The organism is Glaciecola sp. KUL10, from assembly GCF_003203515.1.
In the GTDB taxonomy this organism is placed as follows: Bacteria; Pseudomonadota; Gammaproteobacteria; order Enterobacterales; family Alteromonadaceae; genus Glaciecola.
Genome location: NZ_BGNG01000001.1, coordinates 145,140 through 167,400, shown reverse-complemented (window position 1 = coordinate 167,400; position 22,261 = coordinate 145,140). Strand labels below are relative to the sequence as shown.

General features: G+C 38.7%; 20 protein-coding genes. 9 read left to right on the top strand and 11 right to left on the bottom strand.

Annotated features, from left to right (window positions below):
- The first annotated feature begins 213 nt into the window (after positions 1–213).
- From KUL10_RS00735 to KUL10_RS00715, 5 genes are all read left to right on the top strand, one after another.
- On the top strand, positions 214–771 hold the full coding sequence (locus KUL10_RS00735) for a hypothetical protein (protein ID WP_110426998.1): 558 nt from the start codon (positions 214–216) through the stop codon (positions 769–771).
- Between the two features lie 292 nt (positions 772–1,063).
- Positions 1,064–1,744, top strand: coding sequence for a hypothetical protein (locus tag KUL10_RS00730; RefSeq protein ID WP_146216739.1), 681 nt, complete (start codon positions 1,064–1,066; stop codon positions 1,742–1,744).
- Between the two features lie 13 nt (positions 1,745–1,757).
- Positions 1,758–2,624: an NAD(P)-dependent oxidoreductase gene (locus KUL10_RS00725; RefSeq protein WP_110426996.1), complete on the top strand. Its 867-nt coding sequence runs from the start codon at positions 1,758–1,760 to the stop codon at positions 2,622–2,624.
- Between the two features lie 158 nt (positions 2,625–2,782).
- Entirely contained in the window at positions 2,783–3,418 is a 636-nt protein-coding gene (locus tag KUL10_RS00720) for a hypothetical protein (RefSeq protein ID WP_110426995.1), read from the top strand.
- Complete coding sequence (locus KUL10_RS00715) at positions 3,415–4,152, top strand: DUF3307 domain-containing protein (RefSeq protein WP_110426994.1); 738 nt, start codon at positions 3,415–3,417, stop codon at positions 4,150–4,152. The genes KUL10_RS00720 and KUL10_RS00715 overlap by 4 nt, the downstream gene beginning before the upstream one ends.
- Positions 4,153–4,158: 6 nt before the next feature.
- Here KUL10_RS00715 and KUL10_RS00710 read toward each other — a convergent pair whose 3' ends face one another.
- The 4 genes from KUL10_RS00710 to KUL10_RS00695 form a co-directional block, all read right to left on the bottom strand.
- Positions 4,159–6,291, bottom strand: a complete 2,133-nt coding sequence (locus KUL10_RS00710; protein WP_110426993.1) for an EAL domain-containing protein — start codon at positions 6,289–6,291, stop codon at positions 4,159–4,161.
- A gap of 97 nt (positions 6,292–6,388) precedes the next feature.
- A complete protein-coding gene (locus KUL10_RS00705; protein ID WP_110426992.1) occupies positions 6,389–6,538 on the bottom strand; it encodes a DUF2256 domain-containing protein in 150 nt (49 codons plus the stop codon).
- On the bottom strand, positions 6,525–8,081 hold the full coding sequence (locus KUL10_RS00700; protein ID WP_110426991.1) for a cryptochrome/photolyase family protein: 1,557 nt from the start codon (positions 8,079–8,081) through the stop codon (positions 6,525–6,527). The genes KUL10_RS00705 and KUL10_RS00700 overlap by 14 nt, the downstream gene beginning before the upstream one ends.
- A gap of 1 nt (position 8,082) precedes the next feature.
- Positions 8,083–9,519, bottom strand: a complete 1,437-nt coding sequence (locus KUL10_RS00695) for a deoxyribodipyrimidine photo-lyase (protein WP_110426990.1) — start codon at positions 9,517–9,519, stop codon at positions 8,083–8,085.
- Between the two features lie 134 nt (positions 9,520–9,653).
- Between KUL10_RS00695 and KUL10_RS00690 the strand changes: the two genes are divergently transcribed.
- The 3 genes from KUL10_RS00690 to KUL10_RS00680 all read left to right on the top strand — a co-directional run bounded on the left by KUL10_RS00690 (position 9,654) and on the right by KUL10_RS00680 (position 13,675).
- Positions 9,654–10,940 (top strand): DASH family cryptochrome, encoded by a 1,287-nt coding sequence (locus KUL10_RS00690; RefSeq protein WP_110426989.1) that lies wholly within the window; start codon positions 9,654–9,656, stop codon positions 10,938–10,940.
- A 14-nt stretch (positions 10,941–10,954) separates the two neighbouring features.
- Positions 10,955–12,427 carry a cryptochrome/deoxyribodipyrimidine photo-lyase family protein gene (locus KUL10_RS00685; RefSeq protein ID WP_110426988.1) on the top strand — a complete coding sequence of 491 codons (1,473 nt, stop codon included), beginning with the start codon at positions 10,955–10,957 and terminating at the stop codon, positions 12,425–12,427.
- A 126-nt stretch (positions 12,428–12,553) separates the two neighbouring features.
- Positions 12,554–13,675, top strand: coding sequence for an energy transducer TonB (locus KUL10_RS00680; protein WP_110426987.1), 1,122 nt, complete (start codon positions 12,554–12,556; stop codon positions 13,673–13,675).
- A gap of 17 nt (positions 13,676–13,692) precedes the next feature.
- Here the strand turns inward: KUL10_RS00680 and KUL10_RS00675 are convergent, their stop codons facing one another.
- Entirely contained in the window at positions 13,693–14,013 is a 321-nt protein-coding gene (locus KUL10_RS00675; RefSeq protein ID WP_110426986.1) for a hypothetical protein, read from the bottom strand.
- A 151-nt stretch (positions 14,014–14,164) separates the two neighbouring features.
- Here KUL10_RS00675 and fabA point away from each other — a divergent pair, with 151 nt between their 5' ends.
- A complete protein-coding gene (gene fabA / locus KUL10_RS00670; RefSeq protein WP_110426985.1) occupies positions 14,165–14,683 on the top strand; it encodes a bifunctional 3-hydroxydecanoyl-ACP dehydratase/trans-2-decenoyl-ACP isomerase in 519 nt (172 codons plus the stop codon).
- A gap of 69 nt (positions 14,684–14,752) precedes the next feature.
- Here the strand turns inward: fabA and rmf are convergent, their stop codons facing one another.
- From rmf to pyrD, 6 genes are all read right to left on the bottom strand, one after another.
- Positions 14,753–14,929, bottom strand: coding sequence for a ribosome modulation factor (rmf, locus tag KUL10_RS00665; protein WP_110426984.1), 177 nt, complete (start codon positions 14,927–14,929; stop codon positions 14,753–14,755).
- 292 nt (positions 14,930–15,221) lie between these two features.
- The gene (locus KUL10_RS00660; RefSeq protein ID WP_110426983.1) at positions 15,222–16,907 is read right to left on the bottom strand and encodes a DUF3466 family protein; all 1,686 of its coding nucleotides are present in this window, start codon (positions 16,905–16,907) and stop codon (positions 15,222–15,224) included.
- 28 nt (positions 16,908–16,935) lie between these two features.
- On the bottom strand, positions 16,936–18,846 hold the full coding sequence (locus KUL10_RS00655) for an ABC transporter ATP-binding protein (protein WP_110426982.1): 1,911 nt from the start codon (positions 18,844–18,846) through the stop codon (positions 16,936–16,938).
- Positions 18,843–19,109, bottom strand: coding sequence for a glutaredoxin family protein (locus KUL10_RS00650; RefSeq protein WP_233499660.1), 267 nt, complete (start codon positions 19,107–19,109; stop codon positions 18,843–18,845). Before KUL10_RS00650 ends, KUL10_RS00655 begins: the two co-directional genes overlap by 4 nt.
- Positions 19,106–21,217, bottom strand: a complete 2,112-nt coding sequence (gene rlmKL, locus KUL10_RS00645) for a bifunctional 23S rRNA (guanine(2069)-N(7))-methyltransferase RlmK/23S rRNA (guanine(2445)-N(2))-methyltransferase RlmL (protein ID WP_110426981.1) — start codon at positions 21,215–21,217, stop codon at positions 19,106–19,108. The genes KUL10_RS00650 and rlmKL overlap by 4 nt, the downstream gene beginning before the upstream one ends.
- Complete coding sequence (gene pyrD / locus KUL10_RS00640) at positions 21,210–22,214, bottom strand: quinone-dependent dihydroorotate dehydrogenase (protein WP_110426980.1); 1,005 nt, start codon at positions 22,212–22,214, stop codon at positions 21,210–21,212. Before pyrD ends, rlmKL begins: the two co-directional genes overlap by 8 nt.
- Positions 22,215–22,261 lie beyond the last annotated feature (47 nt).

The following is a 22,261-nucleotide window of genomic DNA, read 5'->3' as shown; positions in this document are numbered from 1 at the left end:
AAATGGGCTGTTTTAGCTAAAATATTTTTTACCACTTTAGAAGGTTGTCCGTAACGTAGGCTCAAATTTAATAAGAAAAATTACACCAACGAAACAACACTAAACAAATATATCTACCCTTGAGATCTAGAAACAGAAAAGCCAGAAATTTTTGAATTTCCTAAACTCATTACTTATAGTGCTTGAAAATAAAATTTTATCTCAGAAAAACTTATGTCTATGAAATCTCAAATTTTACTTTGCTCATTTATTTGCTTTTCTATCACTTATATTGCTGACGCAGCTCAGCAATCCGAACAAGAAACAGCGGTAGATTTAGAGCGCATAGAAGTCACGGGTATTCGTCCACTTGCTTTTTTCAGAGAGCAATTATCACTTACCAAACAAGCAATGTTAGATACGTTTAATAATGAGATTACAAATGCTGATATGCATTTTGTTTGTAAAAGGCAACAAAAAGAAAACTCAAGGATTCATGAGGAAGTTTGTCGGAGCGCTTTTGAAATTCGAATTAGAGAAGAATTGATGTCAGAAGGTATTCGGTCAGGTGAGAATTTATTGGATGGTATCAGTATAGGCTCAGGTTCAGCTGCAATTGGAACAAAGGAAATAGATAAGCTAAAAGGCCAAAAAGCAGTGTTAATTGAGGAATTGGCGAAGACGAACGAGCGTTTTAAAGCTAGTATTATTGAATATAATAAAGCAAAATTTTTTTTTGAAAAAGCGCATGCAGATAAGTTTGGTAAATTGAGCCCTTACTTCAAGAATTGAACCAATATATCGCCGTCGAGTACAGTAAAAGTCTTTTCAAGGTAGATAAAATTATTTTGAACAAATCTATAAAAAGTAACTCTGAGATTTAGTTTTATAATTAGATTTTGTTTTAACAATCAATATTTACCACACAAATACCTACCACAAACAATCGAGCGTTATTGATATCGATTTATTTAGTATCGATGAATCTTGTCGTGATGCTCCCACGGGCGTTAATCAGCGTTCAAAAAGGAGTAAATACGCATTTCTGTTTGTTGTTTCGGTTTTTATTCATTTCGTGTTAATTGTGTTTATAGCTTATTCAGCCAAACAGAGTTCTATTGATTTGGTGGATAACCATACCCTTAAAAATACTGAGGTAAAAAGCTATTTATTCATCCGTCCCAAAGTCAAATCGAAGCCTTCCATTGCGCCAGAGAATGAAGCGACCAATGAACAAATAGACAATAACATTATCTTGCCCGAAGCTTCTCAGGTTATTCAAAAGCAAATTGTTGAGCGAAATGTTGAAGCAACATTTATCAATACTGATCCGGTTGAGATAAAAGAATTGTCGCCAACCACCTCGAACAGTAAAAACACTATTCTTTCGCTAACAAAAGACTTAGGTAATCAATCAATTATTATCAAATCTTCAAATTTCGCAGAACGTTCAATGTCGAGTTATTTTCAAGAACACAATCGATATAAAGAAAATGAAATGAGCAAAATAGCCGCTGAGGAATTTAGGCAACGTCAGAACTCTACCGTAATTAACACAAAAAGGACAATCGACACCTCCCCTACTTCTGCTTTAAATATTGAACTTATCGATGAAAAGTTGGTAGCTAACAAGGTAAAAAATGTAAACTGTGATTCAGGTGTGAATAAGGCGCTTGTCATTTTGGTGAGTAGTACAGGTGGTGCAGTAAGGTGTACACCAAAACCTGATATTCAGTCGTTCATTGATAAGCACCAAAATAAATAATTAAGGAATATAAATGAAAGTCGCTTTTATTGGTTTAGGTGCAATGGGGTTCCCTATGGCCGGGCACATTGCTTCTCAAGGCTTTAAGGTCAATGTATTTAATCGCTCTCAAGCCAAGTCACAATCTTGGGTTGAAAAGCATAAAGGGTGCGCATTCCCTACCCCACGCTTAGCTGTATCTGGATGCGATGTTGTGTGTATTTGTGTGGGTAATGATGACGATGTTCGCTCGATCGTGTTTGGCGATGATGGTGTGTTAGCCGGTTTAAATAAGGGTGCACTAGTAATTGACCATACAACTACATCGGCAAGTTTGGCCAAAGAGCTTCATAAAGCCTTTGCTACTTCTCAGATTGACTTTTTAGATGCCCCAGTTTCTGGTGGTCAAGCAGGTGCTGAAAACGGCAAATTAACAACGATGGTCGGTGGTGACTCACAAGTCTACTCAAAAGCAACAGCGGTGCTCGATTGCTATTCACTTAAACATCAATTAATGGGTGATGTTGGTGCAGGTCAAACAACCAAAATGGTCAATCAAATTTGTATTGCAGGTGTGCTTCAAGGGCTATCGGAAGCGCTTCATTTTGCAGTAAATGCAGGTTTAAATACTGATCAAGTCGTTGATGTTATTTCAAAAGGAGCCGCTCAGTCTTGGCAGATGGAAAATCGCGCGCATACCATGGTAAAAGGCGAATTTGACTTTGGTTTTGCGGTTGACTGGATGAGAAAAGATCTAAAAATTGTATTAGAAGAGGCTAATAACAATCAAAGCTCACTTCCGCTAACTGCGATGGTAGATCAATTTTATGCGAAGGTTCAAAAACAAGGTGGTGGTCGCTTCGATACTTCTAGTTTAATTACTTTGTTAAATGAGAAATAGAAACATATGTCAATCTTGCGTTTTGTTTACGAAAACAAATACATTTTAATTTGGCTCATGCAAACAAATACGTTTAATTAACAACAAAGCAAACGAAATGATTTGCTTTTGGCGATAGCACTGCTACAATTTTTTCGTACAACCGAGGTGGTAATAATATGATAGCAGTGCTAACCGCTGACTTAGTCAACTCAAGCCAGTTAGATAAACAAGCCTACGTAAAGGTCATACAGTTTTTAAAATTACTGTTAAGTGAACTAGTTGAAGAAGAAAACATAAGTTTTGAGATATCAAGGGGTGATAGCTTTCAAATTGTCTTTACTAACCCTGTGATTGCACTGCGCTTATCTTTATTAATTAAATTTGCGTTATTATCAGGTCGATATTCTGAGAGCATAAAAGTGACACAGTCGCTAGCTGTCGGTGAGTTCGAGCACCTAACCAATAAACCAGGTGAGTCAAGCGGAGCCGTTTTCATTAACTCTGGTCGAGGGTTAGATAACACGGCCAAAGGCAACCTAAGTTTGCACAGCACAATTTTAAATCAACAAGGCTTTCATTTAGCCACTCAATTTTTAAATCATCACCTAACACAATTAAGTAAAAAACAGGCAGAAGTTAGTTACTTTTTCCTAAAACATAAATACCCAGAGCAAGGCATAATCGCTTCAGAACTAAAAATTACACGACAGAATGTAGCCACTCACTTAAAACGAGCGGGCGCTGACCTAATTAAAACATTTATTATTGAATATGAATCACTGATTCAACAACATTTGGAGCAATCTTCGTGACTTTTTTCTTTGCTATGCTCTTTGTTCACCTTATCGGTGATTTTTACACTCAAAAACAAAGCTGGATTGACTGCAAAATTACCAACAAACACCTTTCGATTGGGCTATTTAAACATATCTGCGTTCACCTAATTTTGACCAGTTTGGTGGTTGTATTTTTAACAGATTTAAATATCAAAGCGACTATTTTGATTATTTCAATTATTGTTTTAAGCCATTATCTAATTGATATATGGAAAACATATCAACAATTTACAATACTTTCATTTGTAGCCGACCAGTTTGCACATATAGTCGTGATATTATTGGTAAGTATGTGGATAGCAGGCATATTTCAAGACAACACATTGACTCAACTATCCCAATTGTTGAAGCTTGATTACTTACAAGTTCTTGTAATTTATCTATTGGCCTTTAAGCCTGTTTCTTTGCTGATGTATTTGCTATTAAGGAATTATACCACTCAATTAAATGAATCAAACAGCACATCAGTAGGGCTCGATAACGCGGGCGAATACATCGGTTTTCTAGAACGCGGTTTAATTATTTCTTTTATCTTATTAGACAGTCTAGCGTCGGTAGGCTTCTTATTAGCTGCCAAAAGTGTCTTTAGATTTGGCGACATGAGGCGCGAATCGGACCGTAAGCTCACCGAATATATTATGTTGGGTACATTATGCAGCTTTAGCTTTGCTTTATTACTTGGGCATATTGCAAAGTTTTTGCTGTCTTAATGTCAATTACTTTAAATAACGATTGGCTATAAAATCACCCAACGGAGTTGGTTTACCAAGTAAGAAACCTTGAAACTGCTGAACACCTAAAGATACTAAAAGTCTAAATTGTTCTTCAGTTTCTACCCCTTCAATAATAGTTTTAGTTTTTAATGCGCGGCACATTTCTAATATTGCATTAAATAAATTCAGTGCTTTATCATCTGAATTGAGCTCGTATAAAAATGAGCGGTCTATTTTTACAACATCAAATGTGAATTGGCGAAGGTAACTCAATGCAGAATAGCCTGTTCCAAAGTCATCAAGTGATATTTTAAAACCACTATCCTGAATCGCTTTTAAGCGTAAAAATGGATCATCGCCTTCGATCATAAATACACTTTCTGTAACTTCCAATTCAACTAATTCTCGTCTCACATGATGCTTATCTACGATACTAATTAATTGTTCTAAAAAACTATCGTCTGTCACCTGCGTCGCGCAAATATTGACTGATACAGGTATTTCGTAGCCAAATTCTTTTAGTGTTGCAATACCTTTGCATGTGGCTTCTATTGCGCATAAACCTAGTTCACTTTCTAAGCCATTTTGCTCAATAATTGGAATGAAGATACTGGGCGGAACTGAACCATACAAAGACGACTGCCATCGACATAATACTTCGCTACCGATTAACTCGCGCTCTTCATCGAATTTACCTTGAAACACAAAATCTAAAGTATTGTTTTTGAGCGCCGACTTAAGCTCACTTAACATCGTGACACGCTTAATCGCCTCATCGGTCAAGCCTTTGTAATATAACTGCCAACAGTTTTTACCTTGTTCTTTTGCACTGTACATAGCAGCATCTGCATTTCTCAACAAGGATTCTGCATCTTTTCCATGTTCTGGGAACAATGCTACGCCGACAGAGGCAGAAACCTCAATTTTTTGCCCTTCAACAGTAAACTGTGTAGCGTCCACGCAATCAACAATTTGTTGAGCAATTACATTCCATTTTATTTCATCTCTCTTGGGGTAGATAACAACAAATTCATCGCCGCCCCACCTTGATAAAATACTCATTTGAGGGAGTTTATCATTAAGCTTAAATGCAAGATCTTTTAGTAACTCATCTCCAGTTTCGTGACCAAATGTGTCATTGACTGTTTTAAAGCCATCAATATCGATAAAATAACAAACTAATTTATTGGCGTTCACGACGTTTAATAATTCATCTAAGCGGTGTTGTAATGAATTACGGTTCAATAAATCGGTTAAAGGGTCAAAGTGTGCAAGCTTATGCAGTTTCTTTTCTGCTAATTTTCTCTCAGATAAATCTCTTATAGTTGCAATAATGTATTCATTGTTCGCTTCCTCATCAATAAACTCGCTCATCGCTACTTCAATAGCAATCGGCTTTTGATTCGGGATTAACAAACGTGACTCCGTTTTGGTAACAGACGATTCAAATAGTTGATTGATCACATCACGCCTAAGTTCGACAAATTCGCTTAAACTGACGTTCGTAATATCCAATAATTCAGAACCTACAATATTGATAAATGCATCATTTACTTCAATTATTTCAAGGGAACGCGTTAATATAAGCATTGCATCCCGAGATTTTGAAAAAGCATATGACATTAGCTTAAAGGAGCTTTCTGTATGTCTAACGTTTGATATATCTTTTAAGGTTCCCGTAATGCTGTTCGCAGTATCGTCGTTTAACTCGACAACTCTGCCTCGGGCCCTCAACCATCTAACTTTGTCTTGAATAAATGCTCTAAATTCAATATCTAACTCTTGAGTTTGTCCGCTTTTAAGCATCTCCCAGGCACTTTGAACCTTGTTGTAACAGCTAGGATGGACGATTTCAGAGAGTGCTTTAAAATTAAAAACAGACTTTTCTACAGATTTGTTTTTATTGGAAAAACTCTTTATTAAAAAGGAATTAGAGCTATAGCACCAACTCCAAAACGACTCGTTAGTTGCCCAGAGAGCAAGTTCCAACTCGTTTTTGGCTTTTTCGGAATTCAGAAATTGAGAGTAAAGTTGTAAACTTTTACTGTTTAAAAGTTCTTCAGCCTCAATGCGCGCTTTCTTCTCACGCTGCACTCTTCTTTCGAGGCGTTTTATTTTATTGGCATCTTCAGTCAAACAAGCACCTAACTCACACTATTTCATATGAAAAATAACGCGCGAGATTTGATAAATTATTTTCAGTTTGTAAAGTATAACGCAATATAAATAATACTTAAGTACCAGCTTTGTTTTTTTTGCGATTACTACTGCATCTTTTAGAACAATACTTAACTTCTTTCCAATTCTTTTGCCATTTTTTACGCCATTTAAACGGCAAACCGCAAACAAGACAGGTCTTACTTGGTAACTCAGACTTCTTCATTATTTTCGACTTTCAACAAGAATACGTTTGCATCCTCTTTCATGTGAGAAAGTTTTTCAGGATCCATTTTTGACATGGTTCGATATATCATTGCCATTCTAGGATTTTTTTCAAAGCGGGATTGATGGCGTATTAAAAAATCCCAATACAAATAGTTAAATGGGCATGCCTGAGGACCGGTTTTTTCCTTCACGCTGTAGTGGCAATGAGAACAGTAATTCGACATTTTATTGATATATGCACCACTGGCCGCATAGGGCTTACTGGCAAGTTGACCGCCATCAGCAAACAATACCATGCTGCTGACATTGGGCAACTCGACCCATTCGTAAGCATCGGCATATACAATTAAATACCATTCGTTGACTTGCTCGGGATCTAGCCCAGCTAATAAAGCAAAATTACCTAAAACCATAAGCCTTTGAATATGGTGGGTATAGGCGTTTTCTTTGGTTTGTGAGACACATTGGCTTAAACAGTTCATCTGCGTGTTTGCCGTCCAGAAAAACTTAGGGAGCGCTCGTTTTGCTTCTAAATAGTTATCATTTTTGAGGCCTGGCATAAAGTACCAATAAAACCCTCTGATATACTCTCGCCAACCCAAAATTTGTCGTATAAATCCTTCTACAGAATTAATCGGAGCATCGCCATTGTCATATGCATCTTGCGCTGCTTTCATGACTTCATGAGGCATCAACAAACCACAATTTAAGTAAAATGAAACATGCGAATGATACATCCATGCTTCATCTTGTGTCATTGCGTCTTGATAGGTACCAAATAGTGGAAGCCTTTGCTCGATAAACTCATCCAGTACCTTTAAGGCTTGTTTGCGAGTGGTGGCATAGTGAAAGTCACTTAGATCGCCAAAGTGATCATCGAAATGCTCTTTAACTAAACTGATTACTTCGTTTGTAATATCATCGGGTGAAAATTTAGTGGGCTCTGGAACTTTATGGTCTTTTGGTAGTTTGTTCCTGTTGTCTGAATCAAAATTCCATTTACCTTTTTCAGGTTGTTTATCATCCATTAAATAACCTGTTGATTTGCGCATCTCTCGATAGAAATACTCCATCCTGAATTGTTTTCTTCCATCCGCCCACTTTTTAAATGCATCAGGCTCAGCAACAAATCGATTGTCTTCGGTGATATCAACTTCTACAGACAATTTCGTTTGCCATGTTTTTATTTCTTCAGCAAGGCGATATTCTGCTGGATGAGCAACAACGACGCGTTTAATTACTTGCCCACCCTCTTTCTTTTTACTATTAATGAACGCTTCGACTTCTGCATATAACGAGCCTTTGTTATCACTATCGTCATATTTTACGTATTTGACTTGATATTCATTACTCCTTAGCTCTTCAGCAAAGTGACGCATTGCGCTAAACAAGAAAGCAATTTTCTTTTTATGATGTTTTACATAAGTGGCCTCTTCCCTAACTTCAGCTAATAAAACGATGTCAGACGTTTTATCAAAGCCTTCAAGAGAAGACATAGATGTTGATAATTGATCACCCAGTAATAAGACAAGTGTCGACACACTACCCTCCTTTTATTTCAGAAAAAGCATCAAGTGCGCGAAGCCTAGATGACTTCAAATCAACAATGGGTTTAGGGTAATTTTTACCCAGTACAACAGAGCAAGCGTTTAAGATATTACTAGGGGCTTCCCACGGCTTGTGAATAAACTTAGGCGGCAGTTTTGCTAATTCAGGACAGTAGCGTTTGACGTATTCTCCTTCTTTGTCGAATTTTTCGCCCTGCAATATGGGGTTAAACACTCTGAAGTATGGCGCAGCGTCCGCGCCAGAACCTGCAACCCACTGCCAACTAGCAGAATTAGCCGCAGCATCGGCATCAAGTAAGCAATCCCAAAACCAGCGTTCACCCTCTCGCCAATCAATTAAAAGGTTTTTAACTAAAAATGAACCGACTACCATACGAATACGATTGTGCATGTAGCCAGTTTGATAAAGCTCTCTCATTCCTGCATCAATAATTGGGATCCCAGTATTGCCAAATTGCCAAGCTTTAAGATCCTTTTCATCTTTACGCCATGGGAACTTATCAAATTTTGTATTGAAATTATCAGTATGGATATTAGGCCAGTGATACAGTAAATAGTGACTAAATTCGCGCCAGCCTAATTCACTTAGAAATACATCAATGTTTTTATTTTCAATATCGCCATCAAACGCGTCTAAAACTGCGTACCAAACTTGATTAGGAGATATTTCTCCAAAATGTAAATGAGGGGAAAGCTGTGAGGTACCTCTTATTGAAGGAATATTGCGACCGTCTTGATATGCCAAACAAGCTTGCTCAATAAATCGAGATAACTTAGACGCAGCCCCCTCTTCTCCTGGCGCCCAGTGATTGGTAAAATCACTGTCCCAATCTAGTTTTGGCAATAATTCAAGCGCACTCAAATTGGCTTCAAAATTATAATCCACTTCGACAAAAGACTTTGGTTGAGTGGTGGAAATCGGCAGTCGAGGTTGTGAATGCACTAAGCACCCTTTTCGATAATACGGCGTGAATACCTTATAGGGTGTCTTATCTTTTTTGAGAATATTCATTGGTTCCCATAATAGGGACGCATTAAAACTCGTTGCAATCAGACCTCTTTCTTTGATAGCCGTTTTTATTTCACTATCTCGTTTGATTTGCCAGTCTTCATATTGCCTATTCCAAAATACTGCGTCTATTTGGTGCTCATCTATCAGGCTCTTGAGAATGGCTTTGGGGTCACCTTTAACTATTAATATGTTGTTTTGCAAGGCTTTACCTAAGCTAGTAAGTGAATGATGAAGCCACCAAGATGAAGCCCCTCCCAATTGGGCGCGCTCTGGCGCTGTTTCATCAATGATATAGACGGGTAATACGTGTTCAAACTCGCTTGCAGCATCAAGTGCTGGATTATCTTTAACTCGCAAGTCTTGTCGAAACCAAATCAGTGCTTTTTGTTTATTTGTCATAGAGTTATTAACAGAAACCGATGATTAATATGATTAACGAATTTGTACTCAATTGGACTACATACAGATCGTAAATACCTTTATTTGAGTAAGTATTTGTATAACAACCTTGGATAAGAAAAGAGTTATATAAATTGAAATCACTACATTGGTTCCGTCATGATTTAAGAGTGCACGACAACCCTGCATTAAAACAAATAAATCAAGATGCAAGTGAATTACTCTGCGTTTATGTACTAGACGAGCAACAGCTTGAGCAACAAGACTTTGACCCTATGCAGATAGGCAAGCAAAAAGGCATGGTAAATCTAAGTCAACATCGGCGACACTTTTTGTATCAATCCTTGGTTGATTTAAATAATAATTTAGCGAAACTCGGGCAGAAACTTTACGTAGCATATGGAGAGCCAGTCAGTGTGTTGTCTGATTTATGTAAAACGCATGAGATTGAGTGTGTATCTAGCACTTGGCATCCTGGTGTTATCGAACAAGAACAATGGCGATCATTGCAAGCGATTTCCAACAAACAGCAGTATCTTCAATTAAATGGAAATCTACTTTACGAAGAAGCTGATTTTCCATTCTCACTTGAAAATATGCCTGATACTTTTTCACCGTTTAGGCGCAAAGTCGAAAAGTATTGTGACGTAAAATTAAATACTGTCCATATCGACGATTTTGCTCCCTGTGTAGATACTCAATATTTATTTGAAGTTGATAAGCTCAACATTAGCGAAGTAACAGGTGAATATACTGGCGGTGCTTCTGCTGCGCTGGCGCGTGTCCAAGAATATTTTTGGCAAACAGATAATATTGCACATTACAAAGAAACGCGTAATGGCTTTGACGGATGGGACTTTTCTTCGCGACTATCCGCATGGCTGGCGCTTGGCTGTATTTCACCCAAACAAGTGTTGGTCGAACTTCATGATTATGAAAAGCAACGCACAAAAAACGAATCCACATACTGGTTGTTTTTTGAGTTGCTGTGGCGTGAATTCTTTCATTGGCAACATCATAAGCACGGTGCAAGGTTTTTCAAAAAGTCAGGTGTTCAAGGCAAACAATTGAATACGAAATTTGATCATCACAATTTTAATAACTGGGTCAATGGTACAACTGGCTATCCAATTTTAGATGCCTGTATGCGCCAGTTAAAAGATACAGGTTTTATGTCAAACCGAGGCCGTCAAATTGTGGCCAGTTGCTTTGTTCATGAACTGCAACAAGACTGGCGCTATGGTGCGGCTTACTTTGAACATCAACTCGTAGATTTTGATGTGGCTAGCAATTATGGAAATTGGCAATATCTGGCTGGCGTGGGTTCAGATCCGCGTGGGCATCGACAATTTAACTTGGTCAAACAAGCTCAGCATTATGACCCAGATGGCAGTTTCGTTAATTCATGGCTTAATAAGTAACGTTTGAAAACCGAATGAAACCGTCGATCAATATTGTTTGGTTAAAGCGTGACTTAAGGCTTCGCGATCATGAACCACTTGCCAATGCTATTGCGCACAAGCAACCTATTTTATTACTGTATATCGTTGAGCCTATCAATCTGAAAGATCCCCATATGGATATTAGGCATTGGCGTTTTATTTACGAATCTATACAAGACTTAAATCAACAACTAGAAGCAACGAATAACAAGATTCTGATCATGCATGGTGATGCTGATGATGTGTTTTCTGACATTGGTAATACCTTTGATATTCTAAACGTTTTTAGTCATCAAGAGATCGGGCTTGACCATACTTTTCAGCGCGACAAGAAACTAAAAACATGGTTTAGAAACAATAGTATTGAATGGCATGAAGCTACTTATGGTGCAGTAGTAAGGCCACTAAATGACCGTCTAAGGTGGAGAAAACACTGGGACCAAAGAATCTTAAGCCCACAACACTTTATCGATTTTGATAAGCTAAATGCTTTGTTATTAAGTCACAAAGCATTCCTCGAATTTGATACATTCCAAATTCCCATTGATTGGCAAACACCTAATGAACACTTTCAAATCGGCGGCGAAAAACGTGCATGGTATACGCTAAAGCACTTTTTTGAGACGCGAGGCAAAGGCTATTTTGGCAATATGGGTAAACCAACAGAAAGCCGTCAAACTTGCTCAAGGCTTTCTCCTTATTTAGCATGGGGAAATATATCGTTAAAACAAGTTTACCAATTTAGTTTAACGCAAGAGGGGCGAGATGGATGGAGCCGTTCAATCAATGCATTTCAATCTAGGCTTCACTGGCATTGTCATTTTGTGCAAAAATTTGAAAGTGAAGCTGATATCGAATTTAGACCCGTCAATAGAGCATACCTCGAATACCCCTATTTGACTGAACCGAAGAGCACTGAGCATTTGCAAGCTTGGCAAAAAGGTGAAACGGGTATCCCAATCGTTGATGCATGCATGAAATGCGTAGTAAAAACAGGTTACCTTAACTTCAGAATGCGCGCCATGGTCGTGAGCTTTTTGTGTCATCACTTAAATGTCGATTGGCGCCAAGGTGTGACATTTTTAGGTGCGCAGTTTTTAGATTTTGAACCTGGTATCCACTATCCTCAGTTTCAAATGCAGGCAGGAATTACAGGTACCAACACTATTCGTATTTACAATCCAATCAAACAGTCTATAGACAAAGACCCTGATGGGGTTTTTATCCGAAAGTGGCTTCCTGTTCTTGCAGATATCCCCTCAGAGCTAATTCATACACCATGGAAGCTGACCCCGCTTGAATGCCAAATGTATGATTTTGAATTTGGTAAAGACTACCCTACTCCCGTTGTTGATGTGGATAAGGCTGCAGCCCAAGCAAGAGAAAGATTATGGAACTATCGCAAGCGAGATGATGTAAAGAAGGAAGCAAAGCGAGTTTTGTTTAGACACTCGGTTTTGATTTGAAAGCTCATAGGACGATTAAGCCATATAGCAATCCAAAAGCCACTTTACCGACAAATTGAAGTGAATTCTTATCTTTGATACTCTCAAAGTCAAAAGATTTCTTAATTCTAATATTACGGACAATACATGAAGAAAATCACATCTACTATCATCGCAGCGAGTATTCTTACACTTACCCTCCAAGCTTCTGCAGAACAAGATTTTTCATCAATTTATGCTGAATACAAGGCGGCTTTAGCTTCTGAAGATAATCAAAAAACGATGTTACTGGCTGAACAGGCACTTGAAGCTGGAAAGAGTAAGTTCGGCGAAGGTAGTCTGAATACAGCCAACTTAAAATATAGCTTAGCGTTAGCCTATAAAAGCGGGCAACAGCCCAAGCAAGCAATGGAGCTCATGGATGAAGTCATTGAAGACTATAAAAATCACTATGGTGAATATTCGTTTGAGCATGCAAATGCTGTTTTAGAAAAGTTAGCCGTTGTGCATGTTTACGATTTTACAGAATCAGAAAGGAAAAAACTATTAACAAAACGCTTAATAAACGATGCTGAGGAAACGATTGAAGCGACCATCGAGCGCTCAAAAGAAAAGAACCTAAAAACCGCTTTGCCTTTGTATTATCAATTCGCAACTATCATGAACGATAACTCTATTTATTCGAGACATTACAAAAAGGCATATGCTGTAAATCAAAAAGCTGAGCAGGTCTTGTTAGATACCGTTGGCGAAAAGGATCAACGCACATTAAGAATCCGCTTCATGTTGGGTAAATACGCACAAGGTAAAAGACAACATAACCAAGCCATTGATTACTTTGAAAAGGTTGTAGAAACGGTTAATCAAGTTTTAGACACTTCACATCCATACGAGCTTGCTTCACATGCTTCATTAGTTGAATTATATCAATTAGAAAAAGAACCAGAAAAAGCAACTCAACACTGTATTGCAATAGGCAAACTAAAACCTTGGCAAGAAGATATAGAGCCTATTCCCCTATATCGCGTTGATCCCAAATACCCTATGGACTTAGCAAGAAGAGGAATGGAAGGATATGCAACACTTGAATTTAATATTACCGACGATGGTTTTGTAAAAGATATAAAAACATTAAACTCTACACATAAGAGATTCGCAAAAGCATCAGAGAAAGCTTTAGAACAATGGCGCTATGCGCCAAAAATAGTTGATGGAAAACCTGTTGTTAGTGAGCGTGTTAAAGTGCAAATGGACTTTAAACTGGGATGATTAATTGCTTTTTTTACCTAGCTATCAGATTCTGAGGAAGCGCTTTTTAGCGCTTTCTTTTTCGCTAATTCATCCTTACGCTGCTGCTTTTGATCTTGCTCTAACAACCATTTATTCAACAAGGGAATTTGGCCATTTTTATAAGCTGCAAAAGTAATGCGTAAAGCATTTGATAGCATTTCACTGTCAGTCCAGCCGGTTTTCTCTGAAAGTTCCTTATAATTATCCATAGCCTTTGGGGTAATATAGCCCCTAACAAGCTTTTTACCTGCCGCTTTTTGACGTTCTCTAAATTTTCTTTGCTTTTCTGCATTAGCAGTTTTTTTAGGATGTGGCATCAGACTTTCTAGTTTTATGTTATCAGGGCTGATAGTTTACTTTAAAAAGCTAGTTATTTTCATTAAAAACACTGTTCAGAGTTGTTTAGCGTACAAGTGTTCGCTAAATTAGCGGTTCTGATTTTTATTAACCTTTTTTATAAGAAATATAATGACAAATAGACAAAACGAATTTAACCGTGAAGAACTACTGAGTTGCAGTACTGGTGAAATGTTTGGCCCAGGCAACAGCCAGCTTCCCGCGCCTAATATGTTGATGATGGATCGCATCATTCGAATCGCTGAGGATGAAGGTGAGCACGGTAAAGGGATGATTATCGCTGAATTAGACATCACTCCTGACCTTTGGTTTTTTGACTGCCACTTTCCAGGTGACCCAGTAATGCCAGGTTGCCTAGGTTTAGATGCAATGTGGCAACTGGTTGGTTTCTTTTTAGGATGGTCTGGTGGCCCTGGTAAAGGTCGCGCATTAGGTGTAGGTGAAGTTAAGTTCACTGGACAAATCTTACCAACGGCAAAGAAAGTCACTTATCGTATCGATTTAAAACGCGTCATCAAACGAAAACTATTTATGGGCTTAGCAGATGGTTCAGTTGATGTAGATGGTAAAGTTATTTATACCGCCAAAGACCTGAAAGTTGGTTTATTCAAAGATACAAGTGCATTTTAAGACTGACTTTAAAATAGTACTACACAAAAAAGCCCGCAATTAGCGGGCTCTTTTGTACTAAATTGATTGTCAACGGGCGACTAACCCTGTCTGTCGGTCGGTAAATGCTTCACGCCATCCACCTAACCACTGTGATCTTGCTTCTGTTTCTTGAAAGGGACAATTATCTTTTGAACGACCTGTGATACCTGCTTGATAGCCCTTTGAATGTGCTCTCGTCAACTTATCTCTTTTTTGTCTTTTCATTTATGAACCTCATCTTGTTAAAAGGTGCGGCGTTCATGCTTGCAACATTTCATCATAGTTTTTTCTAGTCATTGTGAGCGCAAACATATCCCGCACATATATTGATACTCCTAAGTCTTGATTGGTTCAAATGTTTTTTCGCTGCAAATTTTTTATCTTTGCTAAGCATATGAAAAGCTTTGAAATGTTGTGTTTTATTAATTTAGTCTAACCAGCCAACTATTAGATTTGAATGTTATAAAAACAAAAAAGGTCAGGAAAAACCTGACCTTAGCAAATCTCATGAAAAACGTTACTTACGACGAAATACTCGCATTAAGCTTATTGTAAACAATGCGCCTAATAACCATAAAGATACGCTTGCGCCTTGCCTCTCATCCGCTGGATCAGCTTCTTGTTCAGAGCAGTCCAATGGTTCTTGACCGGTTGGCGTTAAACGAAGAGTTACTACGGAATCAATCAACTGTTCTTCGCCTGTACTATCTAAAAGTACCTGGCCCTTTGAGTCTCTGAGCGGTCGTTTTGTTAACGCAGTAGCAACTAATTCACCGCTATCATTGATATCAACGACTTCTGAAATAATATAATCAGACTCACAAGATACGAGCGTATTTACGTCGGTAAAGGTATCGTTATTGTAGTCATATAAAAAGCCAACTTTTCTCCTGCTGACGTTTCCAGCTTCAATATCTGCATTGCCCACGATAATATTATTTTCGTTGATTGCACGAGGTGTTGTGCCCGAACTATCGAAAAAACCATCTATGAAGCGAGTTTCATTATTTGTTAAATCATGAACAAACATTTTTTCCCTAGCGGCGCCATTGATAAGCTCTTGATAGCTACCAACAACCAATTGGTTGTCATTAATCGCAACAGCTGAGTTTGGCAAGCGGTCGTCATCTTCGATAATACGAGTAGACTCGCCATTTTCATACAAAGTTGCAATTGTTGTAATGACGGTATCATTAAACAAAATACTAGAAGAGCCTACCGCTTGACCTAAATTGTTGATACCCAACGCTGTAGAAAAATAAGAAGTGTTCTTTTGTAGATCGTCATCTAAATCAAACGTTAAACCATATGTTGTGCTATCAACTACACTTCCTTGAGAGTCTAGCGTCCAGACGTTTGCACGAGTCACCCAACGATTTGCGTTTCTAGTCAGGCTATTTACGCTTGTCGAAAACAAAAGGCTGCGATAACAACTCTCTATCGGGATATCACCCCGAACATCATCGTCATCACAATTTTCGATGGCTGAATCAAAAGCTTCAGTCGTGTTAACCGAGGTTGTACCCACAACCTGTAAGCTATCACTGATTGCAGCAACTCGCGTATTACCGCCTAAAACGACGTTTTCGGGCACTAACTCAGTGACGTTTTCACCGACTTGTACAAAAGCTCGTTGATCGTAACTAGGAAGGTTATAAACAACCACCTCGTTATCGCTGTTTATGTACTCAAACTTTTCAAACGGACCTTCACTATTTGCAACAATGTGCGTTCCGTTTGTTGAATCAACAGGCAAGGTATCTGATTCAAACTCAAAAGAATTTAGATCAGTGTTAATACTGTCAAAACCATTTATGTAAACCAACTCTGAAGACTGAGCGCTGAAACCAGAAAAACTTGCTAATTGTTGAGCGACAGGAGACTCAGATGCAGACGAAGCTCTTATAAATGCTACGATAAGCTCATAGTCGGTATCATTGAACTGCCCGTTTCTAACACCTTCTTCATCAGTTAAACTGGCAATAAACTGTTCGTTGTCTAAAGGTAGAAGTGACAAATCGATAGGAGGATTAAAAACATCTTCTGCTGAAGTCAGAATCAACCCTGTATTATCAATAGACAAACCAAAATTATTAGTAGCTACTTCTGCAGAGTTTAACTCTTCAATGCTGTACGCTTGTGAAAGCGCATTACTGGACAAGCAACTTAATGCGATAAGGCTTGCGATTGGGGTAAATTTCATTCAAATTCCTGTACTTACGTCTTACATTTTATTCTGCCAAGCTTTCTAACTCATCCCAACGGTCAAAAGCTTGCAACAACGACTCTTCTTTTTCTGCTAACAAAGATAGACTTTTTTGTGTTTCTTCTTGCGGTTGCTGAAAAAACTCTGGTGTATTGATTAACGTTTGAATCTCTTCAATTTCTTTTTCTAGTGTATCTATTTGTTTTGGCAAGTTTTCTAACTCGCGTTTTTCTTTATATGATAACTTTTTGCTCGCTTTAGGTGAACTCGATTTTTGAGTTTCAGCCTTTACTTGCTCAACGGGCTTTTGTTCGATCATCTGTTTGCGTTGTTGATCGCGCTCATCATACCATGCACGCATGTCTGAATAGCCACCTACAAACTGTCGCAACAGACCTTCGCCTTCAAAAACGATAGAAGATGTTACCACGTTATCAACAAATTCCCGATCGTGGCTGACTAATAGTACCGTGCCCTCATATTCAACTAACAAAGACTCTAATAGTTCGAGCGTTTCGACATCTAAATCATTGGTTGGTTCATCCAAAATCAATAAGTTGCTGGGTCGAAGCATCAACTTAGCTAACATTAAGCGATTTTTTTCACCGCCTGACAATGTTGAAACAGGTGCATTGACGCGTTCGGGTGAAAACAAATAATCTTGCAAATAGCCAATAACGTGGCGAGTGCCACCTTTAAAACTGACTTCTCTTTTACCATCAGCAATCACATCAATGACTGGCTTATCCAAAGGAAGTTGAGAACGATGCTGGTCAAAGTAAGCAACTTCAAGATTAGTGCCTTTAAATACTTCACCTTGTTGACTTTGCAAATCACCTAATAGCAATTTAATTAAGGTTGTTTTTCCACAACCGTTTGGCCCTATTAATGCTAATTTTTCACCGCGTGTGATTAACAAGTCGAGATCTTTAATAATGACTTTTTCATCAATTGAGTAACTGACGTTAGTAGTTTCGAATACGCGTTTACCAGATTGTCCGCCACTGTTTTGGTTGACCACGGCACTTCCAACTACTTGGCGCCTTGCCTGATGCTCATTTCTTAATGCTTTGAGCGCTCTAACTCGTCCTTCATTTCGAGTACGACGCGCTTTTATTCCTTCTCTTATCCAAGCTTCTTCTTTGGCTAGCTTTTTATCAAATTCACGATTGGCGTTTGCTTCAACCTCTAAATCATGTGCTTTTTGCGCTAGATACTTTTCGTAATTGCCCGGGTAACTGACTACTTGCCCTCTATCAATATCAACAATTCGAGTCGCAAGTTTTCTGATAAATGCACGATCGTGACTGATGAAAACAATCGCTCCTTGATAATTCAGTAAAGCTTTTTCTAACCATTGCACCATATCGATATCAAGGTGGTTTGTTGGTTCATCGAGTAGAAGTACATCGGGTTGCGCAACCAACGCTCTTGCTAATGCTGCCTTTCGACGCCAACCACCAGACAACTCAGATAACTTTTGTTCAGGCTTTAAAGACAGTTGAGTCAGCACGTTATTAATGCGCTGTTCAAACTGCCAAGCATTTCGAGTATCAAGTTGCTCTTGCAAGTGTTGTAGCTTGTTTAAATTAGCTTCACTTGGGTCTTCTGCAACCAAACTAGTTGTATGAAAATAGTCTTTAAGGACTTCTGCCACATCTTCAAGTCCCTCAGCGACATAATCGAACATATCACCATCAATCTGTGCGGGAGGATCTTGTGGCAAGCGAGAAATGACCACATCTTTGGGGACAACACGTTGTCCCTCGTCTAATTTGATGTCGTTTGCGATGACTTTTAACAGTGTCGATTTACCACTACCATTTCGGCCGACCACACAGACGCGCTCGCCAGATTGCACATTGAAATCGGCCTGGTCAATCAGCGGCGGTTGCCCAAATAGGATGGAAGCATTTTTTAATTGGATTAAATTCATAAAGATAAAAATTTCTTGAGGGCTTCTAGCTCAAAAGGCCACCCGAGTTCAGCGCCCGAGTCGACTCTCCGCAGCAGGGGTATTCTGACTGCATATAGATGATAGTGCTCTGGGTTGTCACGGATATTAAGCATATCCAAAGACATTGTATGTGCGCGTGGTTCGAGCTCTTTTAGTTCAGATATGAGTGCTAAAGCGTGGTTACATAATTCACAGTGCGGACCTGTAAAAAATTCAATTTTGAGCATGTCGTTACTGGTCATAAAGACAAGATCCAACACTTGTGAATTTTTTGATTGCGCGCAAAATCAATTGGAATAGTTTGATTGGATATGTCTTTGACTTGAAAACCCAATTCAATCATACCGGCTTCATCTAACTTAAATTGTCTTAGGTTGTTGCTAAAGAAAATCTTTCCATTTTCGCTTAAACAAGCTTTTGCATCACTGAGTAATTTAAGATGGTCACGTTGCACATCCCAAGTATCGCTCATACGTTTAGAATTTGAAAATGATGGCGGGTCAATAAACATCAAATCGTATTTATTGTGACAGCGCGAGAGCCATGTTAAGCAGTCTGCTTGGATAAACTCAAAGTTGCCTGACAAATTGTTGAGCTTAAAGTTATCCTTTGCCCACTCTAGATAAGTATTAGACATATCAACAGTCGTTACCGATTTTGCAGACCCCATGGCCGCCTGCACTGATACGCTTCCTGTATAAGCGAACAAATTAAGTACATTTTTATCTTTACAGTGTTGTTTAAACAGTTGACGTGTGTCGCGATGATCAAGAAATAAACCAACATCTAAATAGTCTGTTGGATTGACATAAAACTGAGCTTGGTTTTCAAAAACCGTTAATCTCAATCCTTTCTTATCGACTTTTTCGTACTGTTGCTTGCCTTTGTTTTGGCGTCTCACCTTAACTGACATCTGAGACGGGTCGATACCTAATACCTTTGGAATATACAAAAGGGCTTCTTGTAAACGTTGTTTTGCTTTTTCTTCGGGCACATTTTTAGGAGCGGCGTACTCTTGTACAACGACCCAATTGTCATAGCGGTCAATGGCTAGATTGTAATGAGGTAAATCGGCGTCATAAACCCGATAAGCGTTTGTCGTATTCTTTTTAATGAATGGCTGTAATTTTTTAAGGTTTTTACGTAGACGATTTGCAAACTCATGGTTTTCATCAAGCTTGGATTCAAATGAATCTAAGTTATCGCCACTCATATCGTATAAGCAGAACACACAGTCTAGCTTGCCGTTCATCAACTTATAACGTTTGTTGTATCGTAGCTTTAGGGCTTTTAGCAAATCTTGGTTTGAACTGAGTAAACCGATTGTCCAAGAAGCAAATAATGTTTTTAAGCTTTGTCCAAATTCGTCAAAGAATGGGATCAGCGAGGTGTATTCGTTTAATCGTTCACCATAAGGTGGATTTGAAATTAAGTACCCTTGCTCTGCAGGCGCACTACCAAGCGTTAGTGCATCGCATTGCTTAAATTCAATATACTGCTCCATGCCTGCCATACGCGCGTTTGCTTTGGCAATATCCAGTACTTTTGTACTTAAATCAGAAGCGAATATTGGGCACTTAGCATCGGTAATGTTTGACTTAGCTTGTTCAATCACGTTTTGCCAAATACTATTGTTGTGCTGTAACCAATGGTCAAAACCCCAATCAGCACGGTCTAAATTTGGAGGTGTATTGGTTGCCATTAATGCTGCTTCTATGGCGATAGTGCCAGAACCACACATTGGATCTAATAGGGTTTTGTTGTCACTTGCCCAACCGCTTCGGATTAATAAGGCGGCTGATACGTGTTCTTTAAGTGGCGCTTCGCCTGCGTCCTCTCTATATCCTCTTCGGTGCAAGCTTCCACCAGACATATCTAGACACAATTGAAAGTGGTCTCGTTTTAAACGACCTTGAAAAATGATACCCGGGTTTTGCTTATCGACTGAAGGTCTATCGCTTGCATCATCAGTAAAACGATCAACAATGGCATCTTTTGTCTTAAGTGCACCAAATTGACTGTTATTGATTACTTTATTAACACCGTTAAAGTGAATAACAAAAGGTACATGTGACGCAAAGTGCATGGTCCAGTCAACACCATACGCAATATCATACAAGTCTTGGGCTTCGTTAACCTTCCCTTCAGCCAACACAAGTAAAACACGGTTGGCTAATCTAGAATGCAAACACAGTTGATAACCAATTGATAAATCGCCCTCAAAGCTTACCTGACCAGGTGTTAATTTTAGGTTTTCCAGTTCGATTTGACTAGATTGAGCCAGTGCTTCAATTTCTTGTTTTAATAACTCGTCTAACCCTTTCGATGTGGTGATAACAAATTTATACACTGGCAATCTCTTTAATTAGGGCTGGACCTTGATAGATAAAAGCAGAATAGACCTGTACTAAACTAGCACCCGCTTTGATTCTGGCATCTGCATCGTCTTTGCTGCTAATACCGCCCACCCCTATTATAGGAATAGCCCCGTTTAATGCTTCACTAAGTTGCTTTGTCACAACTAAGCTTTTATTTGTGAGTACTTTGCCGCTTAATCCGCCCGCTTCTTCAGCATGTTGATGTCCTGCGACTGGTGTGCGATCGAGTGTCGTATTCGTAGCTATCACACCATCGATATTGGCTTTGAGTAATGAGTTGGCGATCGATTTAACTTCTTCTTCTGATAAATCAGGGGCAATTTTAATCAACAAAGGAATATATTTATTGTGGATCTTAGCTAGTTCTTGTTGTCTGTTTTTAAGCCCACTCAACAAACTATCAAGGGCTTCACCGTATTGTAAATTACGAAGCCCTGGTGTGTTAGGTGACGAAATATTAACGGTGATATAGGTCGCATGCGGATAGACTTTATCGAGGCAAATCAGGTAGTCATCCAGTGCATTTTCATCAGGTGTATCTTTATTTTTACCGATGTTAATACCCAGTACGCCTTTAAATTTTGCAGCTTTCACTTGTTCTATTAAGTAATCCACGCCTTTGTTATTAAAGCCAAAGCGATTAATGATTGCTTCATGCTCAGGCAGTCTAAACAACCTCGGTTTGTCATTACCCGGTTGTGGCTTAGGTGTTACTGTGCCCACTTCTACAAATCCAAATCCCATCGCGGCAAATGCGTCTATGCATTCTCCATTTTTATCCAAGCCTGCGGCAAGCCCTACTCTGTTTGGAAAAGTGATACCAAAACACTCAATGGGCGAATCATCGACATGTTGTTTGTAGGTCGCGTTTAAAAAATTACGTTGGGTCGATTTTAGAAAACGAATGGAAAAATCATGACTCCATTCGGGGTCACATTTTAGAAGGGCTTTTTGAACAAGGGAATACACTGATTTCTTTACCTATAAAAAAGCCCTGCAATTGCAGGGCTTATTGC